Below are 16,182 nucleotides of genomic sequence, written 5' to 3'. Positions count from 1 at the left end.
TTCCTAAACATTTGTCGCTTAATGAAAACGTGTTTCAATTCACTCGACGTACCCCGGTGTGAGCCGTATCATTCATGACGACCGTCCCCTTTAGGAAAGGAGCACCACATGTCCACCCCAACTTCTATGCGCGCAGCAGTTGCCGAACAGTTCGGCCCAACCGTCAATGTCAAGGAAATCGACCTTCCCAAGCCGGGCCCGTTCCAGGCACTGGTGAAGCTCTCCGCCAGCGGCATCTGCCACACCGACCTCCACGCAGTGGAAGGTGACTGGCCGGTGAAGCCGGCTCCGCCGTTCGTGCCTGGTCACGAGGGCGTCGGTGAGGTCATCGAGTTGGGGCCGGGTGAGCATTCGGTCAAGGTTGGCGACATGGTCGGCAACGCTTGGCTCTGGTCCGCATGTGGTGAGTGCGAGTTCTGCCGCACCGGCCGTGAGACGTACTGCAAGCAAGCAGAATACGGCGGCTACACGGTGAATGGATCCTTTGGTGAGTACATGCTCGTGGATACGCGCTACGCCCCGCGCATCCCGGAAGGCGCCGACCCGGTCGAGGTCGCACCGATCCTCTGCGCTGGCGTCACCGTGTACAAGGGCCTGAAGGAAGCGCAGACGAAGCCAGGCCAGTTCATGGTCATCTCCGGCATCGGCGGCCTCGGCCACCTTGCGGTGCAGTACGGCGTGGCCATGGGCATGCGCGTGATCGCAGTGGACATTGCCGACGAAAAACTGGAACTGGCCAAGGAACTCGGCGCCGAGTTCACCGTCAATGCGGCGAACACTGACCCGGGTGAGGCTGTGCAGGAGTTCACGGACGGCGGCGCCCACGGCGTGCTGGTCACGGCGGTGCACCCGGCTGCATTCGGCCAGGCCATCGCGATGTGCCGCTCCAACGGCACGATCGTCTTCAACGGCCTGCCTCCGGGGGAGTTCCCGGCACCGATCTTCGACATCGTGCTGCGCGGCATCACCATCCGCGGCTCGCTGGTCGGCACCCGTCAGGACATGGCGGAGGCGCTCGACTTCTACGCCCGCGGCGAGGTGAAGCCGCATGTCACGGCGTGCGAGCTCGACGACGTGAACAAGGTGTTTGAGGACATGCGCAACGGCAAGATCGCTGGCCGTATGTCCATCAAGTACTAGGCGTTCCGCTCTTCGCCTGTGGCGTGTTTTTCTGTACACTAGCCGACAGACCGTCTTGATAGACCTTGTCTTCGGCGGTGAGGGTCTTGTTGAAGCATTTGTTGCTTGCAAGGCCCTCGTTTCGTTTAGCACTGTGACTTCGTCGAAGGGGGCGACGGCGCACAGCCACCGAAAGCCCACAAACCAACAACCCTTCCACCAACCCTTCCAACAATCCGGCCACTCCGCGATACACTGCCCTTTATGCAGCCGACTACGACGATTCTCACCCGTGTTGTCATTCCTGGTGTGGAGAGTGAGCAGCTTCGGGCTCAGCAGATTGGGTCGAATTTGTTTGTGGTGGCGAGTGTGCCGTTCGTCGATACGACGCTCGCATTGGGGGACATTGTGGAGTGCGTGCTGGTTGGGGGTGCGTTCCACGTGGATCGTGTGGTGGTGCGTGGGGGCGCGTCGACGGTGCGTGTGTTGCCGGAGGATGAGAGTCCGCAGGAGATTGCGGCGACGCTGCTGGCGTTTGGTTGTCGCGTGGAGTTGGGCCCTGGTGGCATGTTGGCGGCGAGCATTGGTGCGGATTGTCCGCGCGAGGGAATCGCGGAGTGGCTTGGCGGTTTGGCGGAGCAGGGTGCGATTCAGCTTGCTCCGGGCTACATGGCTTAGCAGCGGCACCAACCGCCTTACACCGCGCCCCGACCCTGAAACCTCGTTACACTTGCGCGCATGAGCGTTTTCGTTTCTGCCGCGGATCTCAATGAACGTATTCAGGCTGGCCTGAAGCAGACCGTTATTGCTTCGCTGTGGGAGCCGGAGGCCGGTAAGGCGTGGTCGAAGTTTCAGTCCGAGCATGTGCCGACGGCGTTGTTTTGTGATCCGTCGTCGCAGTTGGCGGGGCTGCCGGGGCGCAAGGCGGGGCGTAACCCGTTGCCGGCGTTTGGTGTGGTGAAGAAGGCGGTTGCGAATTGGGGGATCGAGGAGGATCGCCCGGTGTACATCTACGACGGTGGCAACGGGCTGTTCGCGGCGCGCACGTGGTGGATTTTGCGTTGGGTGGGCGTGACTGATGTGCACATCGTGGATGGTGGGTTTGCGGCGTGGAAGCGCGAGAAGCTCCCCACGGTGGCGGGTCCGGGTGGCATTGTGGTGCCGCGCGAGCCGGAGCGCCTGGAGCCGGGGAGTATGCCGACGGCGTCGATGGAGGATGTCCGCGAGTTTGAGGGCATGATCCTGGACGCGAGGAGCGCGCGCCGTTTCGCAGGCCGCCGCGAGATCCTGGACCTGCGCGCGGGTCACATTCCGGGTGCGGTGAATCTGCCGGTGACAGATCTTTTCGACGACACCACGCACCTGATCAAGGACACCAACACCATCCGCGGCCGCCTGGCGGAGGTCGGCATTACCCAGAACACGGACCCGCAGAGCGTGATTACGTATTCGGGTTCGGGCAACCACTCGGCGAAGTTGTTGGCGGCGATGGAGCACGCTGGCCTGCCGGTGTTGACGCACTATGTGGGCGGTTGGTCGCAGTGGAGTGCGAATAAGGAGAACCGCGTGGTTACGCGTGTTTAGCGTGTCGTGTCGGCGGGCGCTGTAACATCGTCGCTGATGATTGCTGTGCTGTTAGTTCTCGCGTTTGTGGCGCTCGCCGCTGGTGTTGCGCTGTTTGTCGCTGATGCGCGTGAACGAAGCCCACGGCGTACGTGGGCGCGGCAGCACGGGTTTACGTTTGCCAAGGTAGACGATCTGCTGGCGGCGGAGTGGCGCCGTGGTGCGGCGTCTGCGGGGGCGACGGCGCGCGAGGTCGTGTCGGGCTCCGCGTTCGGCCATGATCTGCATTTGGCGGATTTGGGGGAGACGACGGTGCTTGCGGTACCCACCGGCCGCGAGGCGGATGTTGTGGTGGATATGCGCCGCGACGGGTTCGAGCCGACACAGCGCGACGATGACCTGGTGGAGGCCACCCGCGAGGGTGCGTTCACGGTCCATGCCACGAGTGTTGGCCCTGCGCGCAGGCTTATCGACGACCGCGTGCGCACCGCCCTATCCACCCTCCCGCCCGCAGTCAACGCGGTGTGGTTCGAGGGGGCGTGGGTGATTGCCCAGTTCGCGCCGGGGTCAACGGCGCAGGATTGGGATGCGTCGTTGGCCGCGGTGGCGCTGCTGGCGGATGCTGCGCGCACACTCCCGCCGGTCGAGGATGCTCCGTTGTGGGTGGGGGAGGAGAAGGTGCAGGGGGTCGTCGAAAAGCAAGCGGGCCCTGAGCGGCCGGAAGATCCGGTGGAGCTGCCCACGCGGGTCACGGGTGGGGAGCGCGGTGAGGTCGAGGAGCGCGATCTTGGTGGCGACGATGTTGCCGCGATTGCTGGCGACGAGCGCACCGGCACCGACCTGACACGGGTAAAGCGTGTGCAGGGACCGTCGTCGATTTTTGATTCTGAGGAGAAATGATGAAAGAACAACTTGCTGAACTGGTCAAAGAGCTTGCCGTGGTGCACGGGAAGGTAACGCTGTCGTCGGGCAAGGAGGCTGATTACTACGTGGATCTGCGTCGCGCGACGCTGCACCACGAGGCCAGCCCGCTGATCGGCAAACTGCTGCGTGAACTGACCGCTGATCTGGACTTCGACGCTGTTGGCGGCCTGACCCTGGGCGCGGACCCAGTGGCTACTGCCGTGATGCATGCGGAGGGGCGCCCGATCGACGCGTTTGTGGTGCGCAAGGAAGCGAAGAAGCACGGTATGCAGCGCCGCATCGAGGGCCCGTCCATCAAGGGCAAGCGCGTGCTGGTGGTGGAGGACACCACCACGACCGGCAACTCCCCGCTGACCGCCGTGGAGGCCTGCCGTGCGGAGGGCGCCGAGGTGGTTGCGGTGGCCACGGTGGTCGATCGTGCGACGGGTGCGGACAAGGTGATTGCGGACGCCGGCCTGGAGTACCGCTACCTGCTGGGCCTGGAGGATCTCGGGCTTGCCTGAGTTAGATAACGGGAAGGGCCCGACCGAGTGGATGGAGGGCCGCCACGGTGTGGGCCCCTGGGAGGGCGAGTGGCCGGATGATCCGCGCTACGACCCGGAGTACCTCGAACACGGCGACACCCGAAACGTTGTCGATGCCTACCGTTACTGGTCGCTGGACGCGGTCGTCGCAGATCTGGATACGCGCCGGCACCCGTTCCATGTCGCGATTGAGAACTTTGAAAACGACATGAACATCGGCACGGTCGTGCGCACCGCGAACGCGTTTCTGGCCAAGGAGGTCCACATCGTGGGCCGGAAGCGTTGGAACCGGCGCGGCGCGATGGTGACGGACCGCTACCAACATATTCGTCACCACGAAACGGTCGCGGATCTCATCGAGTGGGCGAACGGCGAGGGCATCGCTGTCGTGGCCATCGATAACACCCCCGGATGCGTACCCCTGGAAACAGCCGAGCTGCCCCGCGAGTGCGTGCTCCTCTTCGGGCAGGAAGGCCCCGGCGTGACCGAGGCCGCCCAGGAGGCGGCGGTGATGACCTGCTCAATCGCCCAATTCGGCTCGACGCGCTCGATTAACGCGGGCGTGGCGGCGGGGATCGCCATGCATGCCTGGATCCGCCAGCATGCAGACCTGTCTCACGCGTGGTAGCAAAACGGCGCGGTCTGGCAATATAACAGGCAAAATAACTGGCAACACACGTGGAAACGTCACTACTTAGAGGAGACATCAGTGCCTGAAACCTGGGCGCATCGTGCTGATTTGGCGGAATCGGCAATTACTGAACGTCACGCCCAGAAGCTCTGGATGTTGCCGAAGACCAACATGGCCGTCGTCGCCTGGCCGCCGGGGCTGAAAGACAAGCTGTTTTGGCACTGGCACTACTGGTGGCAGGCGCAGTACCTGGATTGCCAGGTGGATGCGGCGATGCGACGTCCGACGAAGACGCGTCGGCGCCGGATCCTCCAGACGATGCGCACGATCCAGGGGCGTAGCCGCGGCCGCTTGACCCGCAACATTTACTACGACGACAAAGCGTGGCTCGCGCTTGCTTGGGCGCGTGCGGGGCAGTTGCCGAAGAATAACGGCAAGGTGTCGTCGAAACGCTCGAAGGTGCTCGAGGATCTGGAGTTTGACCTGCTCTCGGGCATCGACCCGGTGGTGGGCGTGCTGCCGTGGCGTACGGGGGAGACGTTCTACAACATTCCGTCGAACGCGACCGCCGCGATGGTGTTCGCGCGCACGGGCCGGTTGGATAAGGCGCGCGAGATCGTCGACTGGATCTTTGACAACCTGGTGCGCGAGGACGGTCTGCTCAGCGACGGTGTTCGGATGCGCATGTCGGGGCCTGAGGTCGTCGATAAGATTTACACCTACAACCAGGGCACGGTGCTCGGCGCGAGCCTGGAGATCGCGCTCGCGCTGCGCGAGGATGTCGGCCTGGCCCACGACGAACCCATCGACTCGTTCGAGAACTCGGAGCGCGCCGATGCTTCCATGTTCTACATCACCCACATCCGCGCGATCGTGCAGGCCATCGCACTGGAGATGGCCACCCCGCACGGCGTGCTGCTGAGCCCACCGGAGGAGTCCGGCGAGGGCGACGGCGGCCTGTTCAAGGGCATCCTCGCGCGCTACCTCGCCGACGTGGCCACGCGTCTGCCGGAGGATTCGAAGGAGAACATCGCCACGAAGAAGATCGCGGCGCGCCTGGTCATGCAGTCCGCCGAGTCGCTGTGGTCGCACCGCCTGGAGGTCGACGGCCTGCCGGTTTTCGCCGCGGAGTGGACCGAGGATGCGCGGCTGCCGCATAACTATGGGTTGGGGCCGGCGTCGATTAGCGAGGCCGTGGGGCTCGTGCGTATCGACGAACGCGACCTCTCCGTCCAACTCTCCGGCTGGATGCTGCTTGAAGCAGCGGCGAAGGTGTCTGCAGCAATGGCGTAAAACGGGCATACTGGTGTGCGTAAACGGTCCCAATCCCAGGAGGATTTTCATGCCTATCGCAACCCCCGAGGTCTATAACCAGATGCTGGATTCCGCCAAGAAGGGCGGCTACGCGTTTCCAGCGATTAACTGCACGTCTTCGGAGACGATCAACGCGGCCATCAAGGGGTTCGCGGAGGCGGAGTCGGACGGCATCATTCAGTTCTCCATCGGTGGCGCGGAGTTTGCGTCTGGTCAGGCTGTGAAGAACAAGGTGACGGGCGCGAAGGCGTTGGCTGCGTTTGCGCATGAGGTGGCGAAGCATTACGACGTCAACATTGCGCTGCACACGGATCACTGCCAGAAGGAAGTGCTGGATGACTATGTGCGTCCGCTGATTGCGTACTCCCAGGAGCGCGTGGACGCTGGCGAGTTGCCGTTGTTCCAGTCCCACATGTGGGATGGTTCCGCGGTTCCTATCGACGAGAACCTGGAGATCGCCCAGGAACTCCTTGCTAAGGCTCGCGCTGCGAACATCATTCTCGAGGTGGAGATTGGTGTCGTCGGTGGTGAAGAGGACGGCGTTGAGGCGAAGGCCGGCGCGAACCTGTACACCTCGGAGGAGGACTTCGCCAAGACCGTTGATGCCCTGGGTACCGGCGAGAATGGCCGCTACCTGCTGGCTGCCACCTTCGGCAATGTCCACGGCGTGTACAAGCCGGGCAACGTGAAGTTGCGCCCCGAGGTCCTGGATATGGGCCAGAAGGTTGCGGAGAAGAAGCTCGGCCTGGCTGAGGGCACGAACCCGTTCGACTTCGTCTTCCACGGCGGCTCCGGCTCCGAGAAGGAGAAGATCGAGGAGTCCTTGCGTTACGGCGTGATCAAGATGAACGTGGACACGGATACTCAGTACGCGTTCACTCGCCCGGTTGTGTCGCACATGTTTGAGAACTACGACGGTGTGCTCAAGATTGATGGCGAGGTGGGCAACAAGAAGATGTACGACCCGCGTTCCTACCTGAAGAAGGCCGAGAACGCTATGGCTGCGCGCGTCATCGAGGCGTGCCAGGACCTCCACTCGGTGGGCAAGTCGGTTTCCAAGTAAGCCACTGCTTATCGACGACACCACCTCCCCGGGCCCCACAGCCCAGGGAGGTTTTCCCTTTCGGGCCTAAGCTGTTTAACCATGGCTAAGCAGAGGATGGGCACGCGCGCGCGTCTGCAGTTGGTTGATAAGTCGCTGCAGTCGCGGGTGAAGCGTGTGCGGAAGCGGTTGTTGCCGATTTTGCAGATCGCCTTGGCCGCCGGGTTCGCGTACTACATTGCGCACGACGTGATGGGTCACGCCCGGCCGTTTTTCGCCCCGATTGCCACGGTGATCATCATTGGCATGACGGGCGGCGACCGTGTGTCGAAGTCGGTGGAGATGGCCATGGGCTGCGTGCTCGGCGTGCTGGTGGGCGACCTGATTTTCTACCGGCTCGGCGCCGGCGGCTGGCAGATCGCGGTGATTGTCGCCGGGTCGTTGTTGATCGCGTCGTTTTTGAGCAAGTCAGTTCTGGTGAATAACCAGGCCGCGATCGGTTCGATCCTGATCGCGACAATCATGCCGCCTGGTAGCGAGTTCACCGGCGTGGACCGCACTATCGACGCCATCATCGGCTGCCTGATTGCAATGGCAGTCATCGCCCTGGTGCCTCAGGCTCCGATGTCGGAGGCCCGCGCGGAAGTGTCCAAAGTGATGGGCATCGTCTCTTCGGTTCTCGACGACGTGGCCACCGGCCTCCGCGAACGCAACCCCAACATCATTGATGAGGCCCTCGAGCAGATCCGTGGCACCCAAACGGGTATCGATGACCTGGCTGCCGCGATCAAGTCCGGCGAAGAAGCCAGCCGTGTCTCCCCGTTTTTGTGGGGCACTCGCCGCTACATCAACTCCCTGGCACGCGTGATCCCGCCGGTGGATAACGCGGTGCGTACCTCCCGTGTGCTCGCGCGCCGGGCTCACGTTCTTGTCGAGGACAGCGACACCATCACCGAACAACAAATCGAGCTCTTGGACACCTTGTCCCGCGTCTGCCTCGAACTTTCCGAGGTCTACGACGTGAACTCCCGCGTCGCCCAAGCCACCGTCATCCCGGAGTGCGTCAACGAGTTGCGTGCTGCGGGCCAGGCCGCCGGCATGGATATCGTCCCCAAGGATGCCGTCCTGTCCGCCTACGCCATCCTCGCGCAGACCCGCTCCCTGATCGTGGACCTGCTGATGGTGTGCGGCATGTCCCGCGAGTCCGCCCTCGCCGCCCTGGTGCCTACTTCCACGACGCCGAAGTACGAGCCCGAAACCTTCGACTTCGACTAGTTTCACGCCGCCCTGTTGCCGGCGCCGGTGAGCCGCCCTTCCGCCGCGCCGCCCTGTTGCCCGCCCTGCTCCCTGATCGTCTAGCTCCCTCGCGGCACAACTAGACGATCTCGCCGCTACCGAACATCATGTGCAATATCACCTGGGAAAACTTCGAACCCGAATGCTGATCGTCTAGTAGGGAGCCTAGCCGAGCTAGACGATCAGCAAAACGAACAGCAAAAAGCCCCGGTTAGGAACATTCCCAACCGGGGCGAAAGCCAGGGGCGAACGCCAGGGGCGAAAGCCAGGGGCTAAACCCCTATACAGGTTTTACTTGTTGTCTTCGACGACGCCGTCGGTCTCGAAGCGCTCCTTGCGCACCTCTTCAGAGACGCGCTCGGTGTCGCGGACGGTGTCCTTCTCCAGGGAAACCTTCTCTACCGGGACGGATTCCTTGGATACGGTGACGCGGTCCTCGTGAAGCGTGACGGATGCTTCCTGCTCACCGATGTTGCCGTCGTAGTTTGCGCGGTCTGCGTCGGTGATCGGCTCGCGTACGATGCGGACTTCCTCGCGCTCGACCGGGACCTCGACGGTTTCGGTCTCCTCGACGACGTACTTACGCAGGCTGACCTGGCCGGATTCGACGCGGTCCTTGGAGACGTTGAGCTGCTCCTCGGAGCGGATCAGTTCGCCGTCGACGTCGGTGGTGCGGTCTGCGGCAGCGGCGCGCTCATTATCGACGACACCACGCTCACCGGCACCAGCACCAGCACCCGCGGCACCAGCACCCGCAGCACCAGCAGCACCGACACCGGCACCAGCAGCGGCATGCTTACCGGTCTCGTAGGTGGTCACGTCCTCGGTGGCCTCCAGGCCGTAGTGGCGGTAGAAGGCGTCCTGGTCCTGGGTGGTCAGGTGGCCGTTTTCGTCGAGATCCGGTGCGTCCTCGATGCGGTCCTTGGAGAATGCGAGGTGCAGGTCGCCGTCGCGAAGCGTGTGGCCACGCAGCGGGACGATGGAGTCGCCGCCACCGAAGAGGCCGTGGCTAACGGAGACGAAGTCCGGCTGGCCGGTGGAGTCGTTGACGTAGACGTCCTTGACGCCGCCGACTTTGTCGCCGTTGACGTCGTATGCGGTTGCGTTTGCAAGATCCTCGATGCGGTTGAGGTTAGTCATTGTTGTTTCTCCTTTTGATTTGTTGTTGCGAGAACGATTCCGACCGTAACGACGATCAACCGTTCTGGCAGCGGACCCAACCAGAGCCTCGAAAAGTAGAACGGGTGTTCGAGCGACAAACACGACAAGTTCAGGTAGTCCCATGGAAACCGCCAACAGCCAGCGGAAACGAAAATCTGAAAGGTGGCAAAACGTTCAGCGAAATGAACGCAATGTGTCAGTTAGGTAACAGCGAGCTACCAATCGCATAGAGAAAACGCGAAATGTGAAGTCCGCCAGAGCGTGAATATAATTCCTGAAACTATGCCGAACGGACCGCTTGGATGTCGCGCAGGTGGCGGTAGAAGGTGACGCGGGAGACGGGCCGGGGGCGCAGGTGGTCGTCGATACGCACTGCGATCTCATTGCCGCCGGATTGCAGGGCGCGCCCGGTGAGGGTGCGGCTGCCGTCGAGGCGTGCGACGGGTTGGCGGCGTAGGAAGCGGCGGGTGGGTACGAGTGGGCTGGTGAAGGGGGCGGCGGCGATGCCGGGCGCGTCGACGGTGGGCACGAGGCGTGCGCCGTATTCGACGCCGGGGTGGACCAGCACGTCCGAGTCGACGACGACTTCGCCGTAGTAGGGCGTGGCGCCGTCGTCAGTAAAGAGCTCCGCGGAACCTGCGACGACCTCACCGAAGTCGGTGCGGATGCAGGGGATGGGCCGCACGGGCCCGTCCACGGCAAGGTCCACAGACCCCGCGCCCCAGAGCACCGCCGCGGGCGATTGCGGATCCGCGGGCACGTACCCGACCTCCACCCACATGCAATCCGCGCGCATCAGGCGGGTGAGCACGAGCCCGAGGGCACGGTCGCTGCCGGACACCACAACACGCAACGGCTCAGAGGGTTGCTGTGGCGCAAACGTGGGTGCGCCGAGGTGGTCGACGGCGGGGTTTTTCTGGATCTCGTCAAGCGACGGGGTGGGATCTGAGGGGAGCACTTCGCGCGCGATGGCGTCGAGAAACTTGAGGTCGCGCTGGGTGGGGTGCGCGGGGAGTTGGAACGTTTCTGCGCCCGGAATTGAGGGTTCGGGGGACGCGCCGCATGCGCAGTGGATGAGCCGCATGGCGCTCACGGTACAATATGCCCGTTCATACGCCATATTTAAGGAGTGCGTGATGTCCGCCATCATCATCGTGGGCGCCCAGTGGGGCGACGAGGGCAAAGGCAAAGCAACTGACATTCTCGGCGGTCGGGTCGACTACGTGGTTAAGCCCAACGGCGGTAATAACGCTGGGCACACGGTGGTTGTCGGTGGGGAGAAGTACGAGCTGAAGTTGTTGCCCGCCGGCGTCCTGTCCGAAAACGCTACCCCGATTCTGGGCAACGGTGTGGTGGTGAACCTTGAGGCGTTGTTCGAGGAGATTGACGGCCTTGAGGCGCGCGGGGCGAATGCGTCGCGGTTGAAGATCAGTGCGAATGCGCATTTGGTGGCGCCGTATCACCAGCAGTTGGATCGTGTGCAGGAGCGTTTCTTGGGCAAGCGCGCGATTGGCACGACGGGTCGCGGCATCGGCCCGACCTACGCCGACAAGGTCGCGCGCGTGGGCCTGCGCGTGCAGGACGTTTTCGACGAGTCCATCCTGCGCCAGAAGATCGAGTCTGCGCTCGATGTGAAGAACCAGATGCTGGTCAAGATGTATAACCGTCGCGCGATTTCGGTCGAGGAGACGATGGATTACTTCGGTCGTTACGCGGAGCGCCTCGAGCCGATGGTGATTGATGCGGAGCGCATGCTTAACGACGCCCTCTCCGCCGGCAAGCACGTCCTCATGGAGGGCGGCCAAGCCACCATGTTGGACGTGGACCACGGCACCTACCCGTTCGTGACGTCCTCGAACCCGACCGCCGGCGGCGCGTGCGTGGGTGCGGGTATCGGCCCGACTCGCATCACGGGCGTGCTGGGCATTATCAAGGCGTACACCACCCGCGTTGGGGCGGGTCCGTTCCCGACGGAACTGTTTGACAAGTGGGGCGAGTTCCTGCAGGTCACCGGCGGTGAGGTCGGCGTGAACACCGGCCGCGTGCGCCGCACCGGCTGGTACGACAGCGTGATCGCGCGCTACGCCTCCCGCGTCAACGGCTTTACGGACCTGTTCCTGACCAAGCTCGACGTGCTCACCGGCATCGGCGAGATCCCGATTTGTGTGGCCTACGACGTGGACGGCAAGCGTTTCGACGAAATGCCGATGACCCAGACCGACTTCCACCACGCAACGCCGATCTACGAGACGATGCCGGCCTGGGACGAGGACATCACCGGCTGCCGCACCTTTGAGGAGCTGCCGCAGAAGGCCCAGGATTACGTGCTGCGCCTCGAGGAGCTCTCCGGCGCGCCGATCTCCTATATCGGTGTCGGCCCGGGCCGCGACCAGACCATCGTGCGCCACGACATCATGGAGCGGTAGGGAAAGTGGCACAGGGCGGACGTGATCTGGCCGATTATGTTGCCGCTGCCAGCCAAGAATGTAGCGTCACTGACCATCGGTTGTGCAACGGGCTACGGACTTGTGAAACACTAAGTGAGTTACTCGTTTCCTCGGCTGATCACTCAGAGGGCGTAGGGGCAGATTATGTGCACCTCCCGGGTGAGCCAACGAGCTGCTGGACGACTGCGCAGCTCCTTCGGCTTGTCTCGGACAATCTGCGGCGATTGAACGTCCCAGACAGGTTGCGTCGTGATACTCAAATCACGTCCGCACTTGGCAAGTTGGCCGATCGCGGTCTGTCCGCCGATGCGATCATCCGAACTGGATTCGGGCCGATGTTGATCGATTTTGTCCTTGAAGGAGCGTTAGCGTGCCGGCAGCTCGTGCTGGAAAAAGAACGCGGGAGTGATGAACTGCTTCTGGGAGAATGGGCTGATCTTCTTATTGCAAGTCCAGAGCTTCAAGGCGTAGCAGCAGGAGACCGGAGCTTGGCCCGAGCTAGGGCGATGAATGGGTCTTTTGTTCGGGAGGTGCAACGTTGGCTTCAAGAGGCGCCTATTGCGCATCTCGTTGGGTGGTGTTACTCAACAGACCAGTCTCTTGCCGATGATGAGGATCTGTTTTTGCTCAATGGCCGTGACGCAACGGTTTGGGTATGTGAGCGGTTTACAAAAACGTATCTAGACGAGTGGGCTAGTGAGTCCCTGCTGTGGGAGCTGACTTTCATAACGAAGCCCGGTGCGGTTCAGGGATTAGCCCAATTTGACGTTGGTCTTCTGGAGGAACGCAGAGTCTCTTTGTTTGATGTAACCCAAGAGCTCGCTAGGCGCGCGACTTCACAAATTGCGCCCTATCAGCGGGGGCCATTGGCTGAGCTGGAGAAAGCACAGAAATCCGTAATTGCCGCATTAGACAAAGGTGACGTGGACCAGGCGATCAACCTGGCAAGTGAAAACATAAACCTGTTTCCTAATGAGCCAGAGGTGAAGAGAAACTTCGGGTTCTGCATTATTGGAGAAAACCCGGAGCGCGCCTTGGAGACGTTGAAGCTCTACCAACCGGTAGAGGAGGGGTCGCTGGTCAGCACGCTCAATCATTTCAATCTCGTCGCCGCTTCATACCGCTGCAATAGGGATGCGCCACTAGAGAGTATCCAGTTTCTGATTGATGCTTTGCCCGCCGGTATGCCGACGGGATCGATGTGGTTGTGGGAGCCTGAAACCCTGAGGGATACGCCTACCGTTGTGCCGATTGAGTTGGAAGCGTGGAGGCGCCGCATGCTAAGAGTTCTGGGCTTGTTGGATCAGTGATTCCACCGGCAGGAGGAGATGGAGCGGTTCTCCTGGCATTTCATGAAAGTTAGCGTTATGGAGGTAGAACTGTTTTGCGCTTTCATCGTGTGCGTGGATGAGGATCGCTGCCGCACCGATTATCTCCGCTGCGGCGATCGCGCGTCTAAACATGTCCTGTAATAGGGATTTGCCTAGTTGTCTGCCTTGAGCGCGCGAATCGACAGCGAACCGCCCCAGAAGGATGATCGGAACATCCTTGGGACGGTTGTTGCGGAATCGCTTGGGCAGGGCATCTCGGCTGACTCCGCCCGATGCGAGAGCGTAGTAACCAACTACCTTGTCGTTAAGCGTTGTCACGTAGGTGACAGAATTGTTGGCGCGTTGGTTTTTCCAAGCGTTTTCTTTGAGCCACTTGTCTAGGCTTTCCACCCCGCAGGAGAAACCTGCAACATCATCTTCCTTTTCGATCGTTCGCGGAGGTTGGATGATGTCCCTAGTCAAGGTGGAACTCCTTTCCGAAGACGGAGTCGGATGCGAGAAGGCGCGCTAGTTTCGTGCCGTCGACGGGGGTATCGAGGGCTTTCTCGAATTTGGCGAAGTCTTCGTCGCTCAATTCGAACCAACGGCGATCGGCAAGAATCTTTTCCGCTTCGATCATTGCGCTGCCGAGCACGAAATCGGACACCGGAACATCCTGGGCTTCGGCGGCACTTCGTAGCGTCTCGTCCTGGACCTCTGTTGTCCTGAGGTGAAGTCGCTTAACTTTTGGCTGAGTCATAGGGACCACTGTCCTTACTTTTGTGTGGTGAGGTCTTCAAGCAACGTGTAGAACCTGTGCGCACAATGTACGCCAAGCTGCCTCGCGCCTCAAGTTGAGGGGTGAGAACGTGCGTTGATGGCACTATGTGATCGTCACCAACCCCACCGTCAGCAAGCGACCCTATGCAAAGTTTCACAACCTAAGAAAAGGGGGATTGCGGTGTGGGTTTTGCCATGTGGAGCGGTGCGAACGCTTTGAAGAAGCTTGAAGAATTAAAAGCATCCTCAAGACCGTCTACGGCAAGACCGATAACGAAGGCCGCTACACCCTGCGCTTTGGCAACTACGAGAAGGGCCAGGTCCGCGAGGATATCCTCAACCCGAACCACATGTTCGTGTGGGTGGAGAACAAGGACGGTGTGGTCCAGAACGGCTACACGGGCTTCCACACCCCGATCTTCCAGAAGTACAACGACGGCGGTAACTTCCGTGCATCAGCTGTCCCAGCTAGGAACGTCACTGTAACTTCTCGGATTGAGGACCAGGGCAAGCCTCGCTACGGCAAGCAAATTAACTCGATCTACAACGTTAACTACGCGGTCATGCCGTATACCCCGGTGTCGATCACGGCTGATTACAACGCGACGGATAAGCCAGCCGCGCCTGGCGTCACGGTGACCCCGGAGTTCCACGGCAATCTGTCCACGCTGCCGTCGAAGGTGGAGTGGCGTGACTCTAAGGGCAAGGTGCTCAAGGAGTGCGACCTCGACCAGTCCAAGGGCATCAAGGCCCAGGTTGCAGCGTGCACCTTCGACATCCCGGATGATGCGAAGAAGGGCGACTTCTTCAACGTGGTCCTGGTCTCTGGCGGCAATGATGTTTCCGCATGGACCGTGCTGGTCACCCGCGACGCGGACGAGTACACCCCGTCCTATGAGGACAAGCTCGTTGTCCCGGGCGAGGAGACGAAGTCTGCTCCGACCTTTACCAAGGTCGACGAGGATGGCAACGAGACCGAGGAGAAGGTCGACGCTCCGGAGGGCTCCAAGTTCGCAATTCCAGGGGACTTCAAGGCTCCTGAGGGCTACGTGGTCATTATCGACGAGAACACCGGCGAGATCACCGTGACCTTCCCGGACAAGTCCAAGTTGAACAAGGACACCGTTGAGGAATTCGACGTTCCGGTTGTTGTGACCTACCCGGATGGTTCCACCGACGACGCGACTGCGAAGTTCAAGCTGGACACCGATGGCGACGGCACACCTGATACCGAGGATCCAGACGATGACGGTGATGGCATCCCGGATGATAAGGAGATTGACGACGACACCAACCCGAAGGTTCCGAACCAGAACCTGGACTACGAGCCGGAGTACAAGGATGGTTCGGGTAAGCCTGGCGAGGACGTGACCGTTCCTGCTCCTGAGTTCAAGGACAAGGATGGCAACCCGACCACGCCGCCGGAGGGCACGAAGTTCACCCCGGGTGAGAATGTTCCGGACGGCGTGACCATCGATGAGAACACCGGTGAGATCACGGTGACCATCCCGGAGGATGCGAAGCCGGGTGACAAGATCACGGTTCCGGTGGTTGTGACCTACCCGGATGGTTCTAAGGACAACGTTGACGTCACTGTCACGGTGACCGACAAGGACGTTCCGGCTCCTGTCGATAAGGACGCTGACCTTTACGAGCCGTCCTACGAGGACAAGCTTGTTGTCCCGGGCAAGGAGACGAAGTCTTCGCCGACCTTCACCGACAAGGATGGCAAGGAGGCAACTGCTCCTGAGGGCTCGAAGTTCAAGATCACTGATGGTTTCACGGCTCCCGAGGGCTACGTGGTCACTATCGACGAGAACTCCGGCGAGATCACCGTGACGTTCCCGGATAAGTCGAAGCTCAACGCGGACACCGTTGAGGAGTTTGATGTTCCGGTGACGGTGACTTACCCGGACAAGTCCACCGACAGCACGACGGCGAACTTCAAGTTGGATACCGACGGTGATGGCACGCCTGATACCGAGGATCCGGACGATGACGGTGATGGCATCCCGGATGAGAAGGAGAAGGAAGACAAGACCAACCCGAAGGTTCCGAACCAGAACCTGGA

16 protein-coding genes are annotated in these 16,182 nt (G+C 61.4%); 12 read left to right on the top strand and 4 right to left on the bottom strand.

The genetic code is table 11. From position 1 onward, the window contains the following. Positions 1 to 108 precede the first annotated feature (108 nt). The 9 genes from adhP to HMPREF2785_RS10690 all read left to right on the top strand — a co-directional run bounded on the left by adhP (position 109) and on the right by HMPREF2785_RS10690 (position 8,392). Complete coding sequence (adhP, locus tag HMPREF2785_RS10730) at positions 109 to 1,140, top strand: alcohol dehydrogenase AdhP (protein WP_070615441.1); 1,032 nt, start codon at positions 109 to 111, stop codon at positions 1,138 to 1,140. A gap of 243 nt (positions 1,141 to 1,383) precedes the next feature. Next, positions 1,384 to 1,797: a DUF4265 domain-containing protein gene (locus HMPREF2785_RS10725; protein ID WP_070450118.1), complete on the top strand. Its 414-nt coding sequence runs from the start codon at positions 1,384 to 1,386 to the stop codon at positions 1,795 to 1,797. Positions 1,798 to 1,857: 60 nt separating this feature from the next. Then, positions 1,858 to 2,703 (top strand): sulfurtransferase, encoded by an 846-nt coding sequence (locus HMPREF2785_RS10720; protein WP_070450114.1) that lies wholly within the window; start codon positions 1,858 to 1,860, stop codon positions 2,701 to 2,703. A gap of 36 nt (positions 2,704 to 2,739) precedes the next feature. Continuing rightward, on the top strand, positions 2,740 to 3,582 hold the full coding sequence (locus HMPREF2785_RS10715; protein WP_070615438.1) for a type III secretion system chaperone family protein: 843 nt from the start codon (positions 2,740 to 2,742) through the stop codon (positions 3,580 to 3,582). After that, complete coding sequence (gene pyrE, locus HMPREF2785_RS10710; RefSeq protein WP_246821242.1) at positions 3,582 to 4,109, top strand: orotate phosphoribosyltransferase; 528 nt, start codon at positions 3,582 to 3,584, stop codon at positions 4,107 to 4,109. Before HMPREF2785_RS10715 ends, pyrE begins: the two co-directional genes overlap by 1 nt. A gap of 31 nt (positions 4,110 to 4,140) precedes the next feature. Beyond that, the gene (locus tag HMPREF2785_RS10705) at positions 4,141 to 4,758 is read left to right on the top strand and encodes a TrmH family RNA methyltransferase (RefSeq protein ID WP_070423341.1); all 618 of its coding nucleotides are present in this window, start codon (positions 4,141 to 4,143) and stop codon (positions 4,756 to 4,758) included. Positions 4,759 to 4,839: 81 nt separating this feature from the next. Next, on the top strand, positions 4,840 to 6,054 hold the full coding sequence (locus tag HMPREF2785_RS10700) for a glycoside hydrolase family 76 protein (RefSeq protein ID WP_070615435.1): 1,215 nt from the start codon (positions 4,840 to 4,842) through the stop codon (positions 6,052 to 6,054). 49 nt (positions 6,055 to 6,103) lie between these two features. Continuing rightward, positions 6,104 to 7,138: a class II fructose-bisphosphate aldolase gene (fbaA, locus tag HMPREF2785_RS10695; RefSeq protein WP_070615432.1), complete on the top strand. Its 1,035-nt coding sequence runs from the start codon at positions 6,104 to 6,106 to the stop codon at positions 7,136 to 7,138. 81 nt (positions 7,139 to 7,219) lie between these two features. Continuing rightward, complete coding sequence (locus HMPREF2785_RS10690; RefSeq protein WP_070569065.1) at positions 7,220 to 8,392, top strand: FUSC family protein; 1,173 nt, start codon at positions 7,220 to 7,222, stop codon at positions 8,390 to 8,392. Positions 8,393 to 8,704: 312 nt separating this feature from the next. Here the strand turns inward: HMPREF2785_RS10690 and HMPREF2785_RS10685 are convergent, their stop codons facing one another. Together HMPREF2785_RS10685 and HMPREF2785_RS10680 are read right to left on the bottom strand one after the other, a co-directional pair. Beyond that, positions 8,705 to 9,553 carry a PRC and DUF2382 domain-containing protein gene (locus HMPREF2785_RS10685; RefSeq protein ID WP_070615429.1) on the bottom strand — a complete coding sequence of 283 codons (849 nt, stop codon included), beginning with the start codon at positions 9,551 to 9,553 and terminating at the stop codon, positions 8,705 to 8,707. Between the two features lie 301 nt (positions 9,554 to 9,854). After that, positions 9,855 to 10,658 carry a hypothetical protein gene (locus tag HMPREF2785_RS10680; protein ID WP_210385596.1) on the bottom strand — a complete coding sequence of 268 codons (804 nt, stop codon included), beginning with the start codon at positions 10,656 to 10,658 and terminating at the stop codon, positions 9,855 to 9,857. 52 nt (positions 10,659 to 10,710) lie between these two features. On the opposite strand from HMPREF2785_RS10680, the gene HMPREF2785_RS10675 reads away from it, so the two are divergent. Beyond that, positions 10,711 to 12,000, top strand: a complete 1,290-nt coding sequence (locus HMPREF2785_RS10675) for an adenylosuccinate synthase (RefSeq protein ID WP_070451081.1) — start codon at positions 10,711 to 10,713, stop codon at positions 11,998 to 12,000. Between the two features lie 245 nt (positions 12,001 to 12,245). Beyond that, positions 12,246 to 13,331, top strand: a complete 1,086-nt coding sequence (locus HMPREF2785_RS10670; protein WP_141750696.1) for a hypothetical protein — start codon at positions 12,246 to 12,248, stop codon at positions 13,329 to 13,331. On the opposite strand, the gene HMPREF2785_RS10665 is transcribed toward HMPREF2785_RS10670, so the two are convergent. Further along, entirely contained in the window at positions 13,302 to 13,814 is a 513-nt protein-coding gene (locus HMPREF2785_RS10665; protein ID WP_070422117.1) for a GNAT family N-acetyltransferase, read from the bottom strand. The two genes, HMPREF2785_RS10670 and HMPREF2785_RS10665, sit on opposite strands and share 30 nt — an antisense overlap. After that, complete coding sequence (locus HMPREF2785_RS10660) at positions 13,807 to 14,091, bottom strand: type II toxin-antitoxin system TacA family antitoxin (protein WP_070422119.1); 285 nt, start codon at positions 14,089 to 14,091, stop codon at positions 13,807 to 13,809. The genes HMPREF2785_RS10665 and HMPREF2785_RS10660 overlap by 8 nt, the downstream gene beginning before the upstream one ends. A gap of 370 nt (positions 14,092 to 14,461) precedes the next feature. Here HMPREF2785_RS10660 and HMPREF2785_RS10655 point away from each other — a divergent pair. Next, positions 14,462 to 16,182, top strand: a 1,721-nt coding sequence (locus tag HMPREF2785_RS10655) for a YPDG domain-containing protein (RefSeq protein ID WP_210386119.1), incomplete at its 3' end; no start/stop codon positions are given.

Origin of the sequence: Corynebacterium sp. HMSC067D03, from assembly GCF_001811185.1 — a bacterium.
Classification (GTDB): Bacteria; Actinomycetota; Actinomycetes; order Mycobacteriales; family Mycobacteriaceae; genus Corynebacterium; species Corynebacterium coyleae.
This window is presented reverse-complemented; position numbering and strand designations above follow the sequence as displayed.

Excerpts from the sequence above, each read along its gene's own strand:
- HMPREF2785_RS10725 (WP_070450118.1), top strand. The coding sequence starts at position 1,384 with ATGCAGCCGACTACGACGATTCTCACCCGTGTTGTCATTCCTGGTGTG.
- HMPREF2785_RS10720 (WP_070450114.1), top strand. The coding sequence starts at position 1,858 with ATGAGCGTTTTCGTTTCTGCCGCGGATCTCAATGAACGTATTCAGGCT.
- HMPREF2785_RS10675 (WP_070451081.1), top strand. The coding sequence starts at position 10,711 with ATGTCCGCCATCATCATCGTGGGCGCCCAGTGGGGCGACGAGGGCAAA.
- HMPREF2785_RS10680 (WP_210385596.1), bottom strand. The coding sequence starts at position 10,658 with ATGCGGCTCATCCACTGCGCATGCGGCGCGTCCCCCGAACCCTCAATT.
- fbaA (WP_070615432.1), top strand. The coding sequence starts at position 6,104 with ATGCCTATCGCAACCCCCGAGGTCTATAACCAGATGCTGGATTCCGCC.
- adhP (WP_070615441.1), top strand. The coding sequence starts at position 109 with ATGTCCACCCCAACTTCTATGCGCGCAGCAGTTGCCGAACAGTTCGGC.
- HMPREF2785_RS10690 (WP_070569065.1), top strand. The coding sequence starts at position 7,220 with ATGGCTAAGCAGAGGATGGGCACGCGCGCGCGTCTGCAGTTGGTTGAT.
- HMPREF2785_RS10660 (WP_070422119.1), bottom strand. The coding sequence starts at position 14,091 with ATGACTCAGCCAAAAGTTAAGCGACTTCACCTCAGGACAACAGAGGTC.
- pyrE (WP_246821242.1), top strand. The coding sequence starts at position 3,582 with ATGAAAGAACAACTTGCTGAACTGGTCAAAGAGCTTGCCGTGGTGCAC.
- HMPREF2785_RS10705 (WP_070423341.1), top strand. The coding sequence starts at position 4,141 with ATGGAGGGCCGCCACGGTGTGGGCCCCTGGGAGGGCGAGTGGCCGGAT.
- HMPREF2785_RS10685 (WP_070615429.1), bottom strand. The coding sequence starts at position 9,553 with ATGACTAACCTCAACCGCATCGAGGATCTTGCAAACGCAACCGCATAC.
- HMPREF2785_RS10715 (WP_070615438.1), top strand. The coding sequence starts at position 2,740 with ATGATTGCTGTGCTGTTAGTTCTCGCGTTTGTGGCGCTCGCCGCTGGT.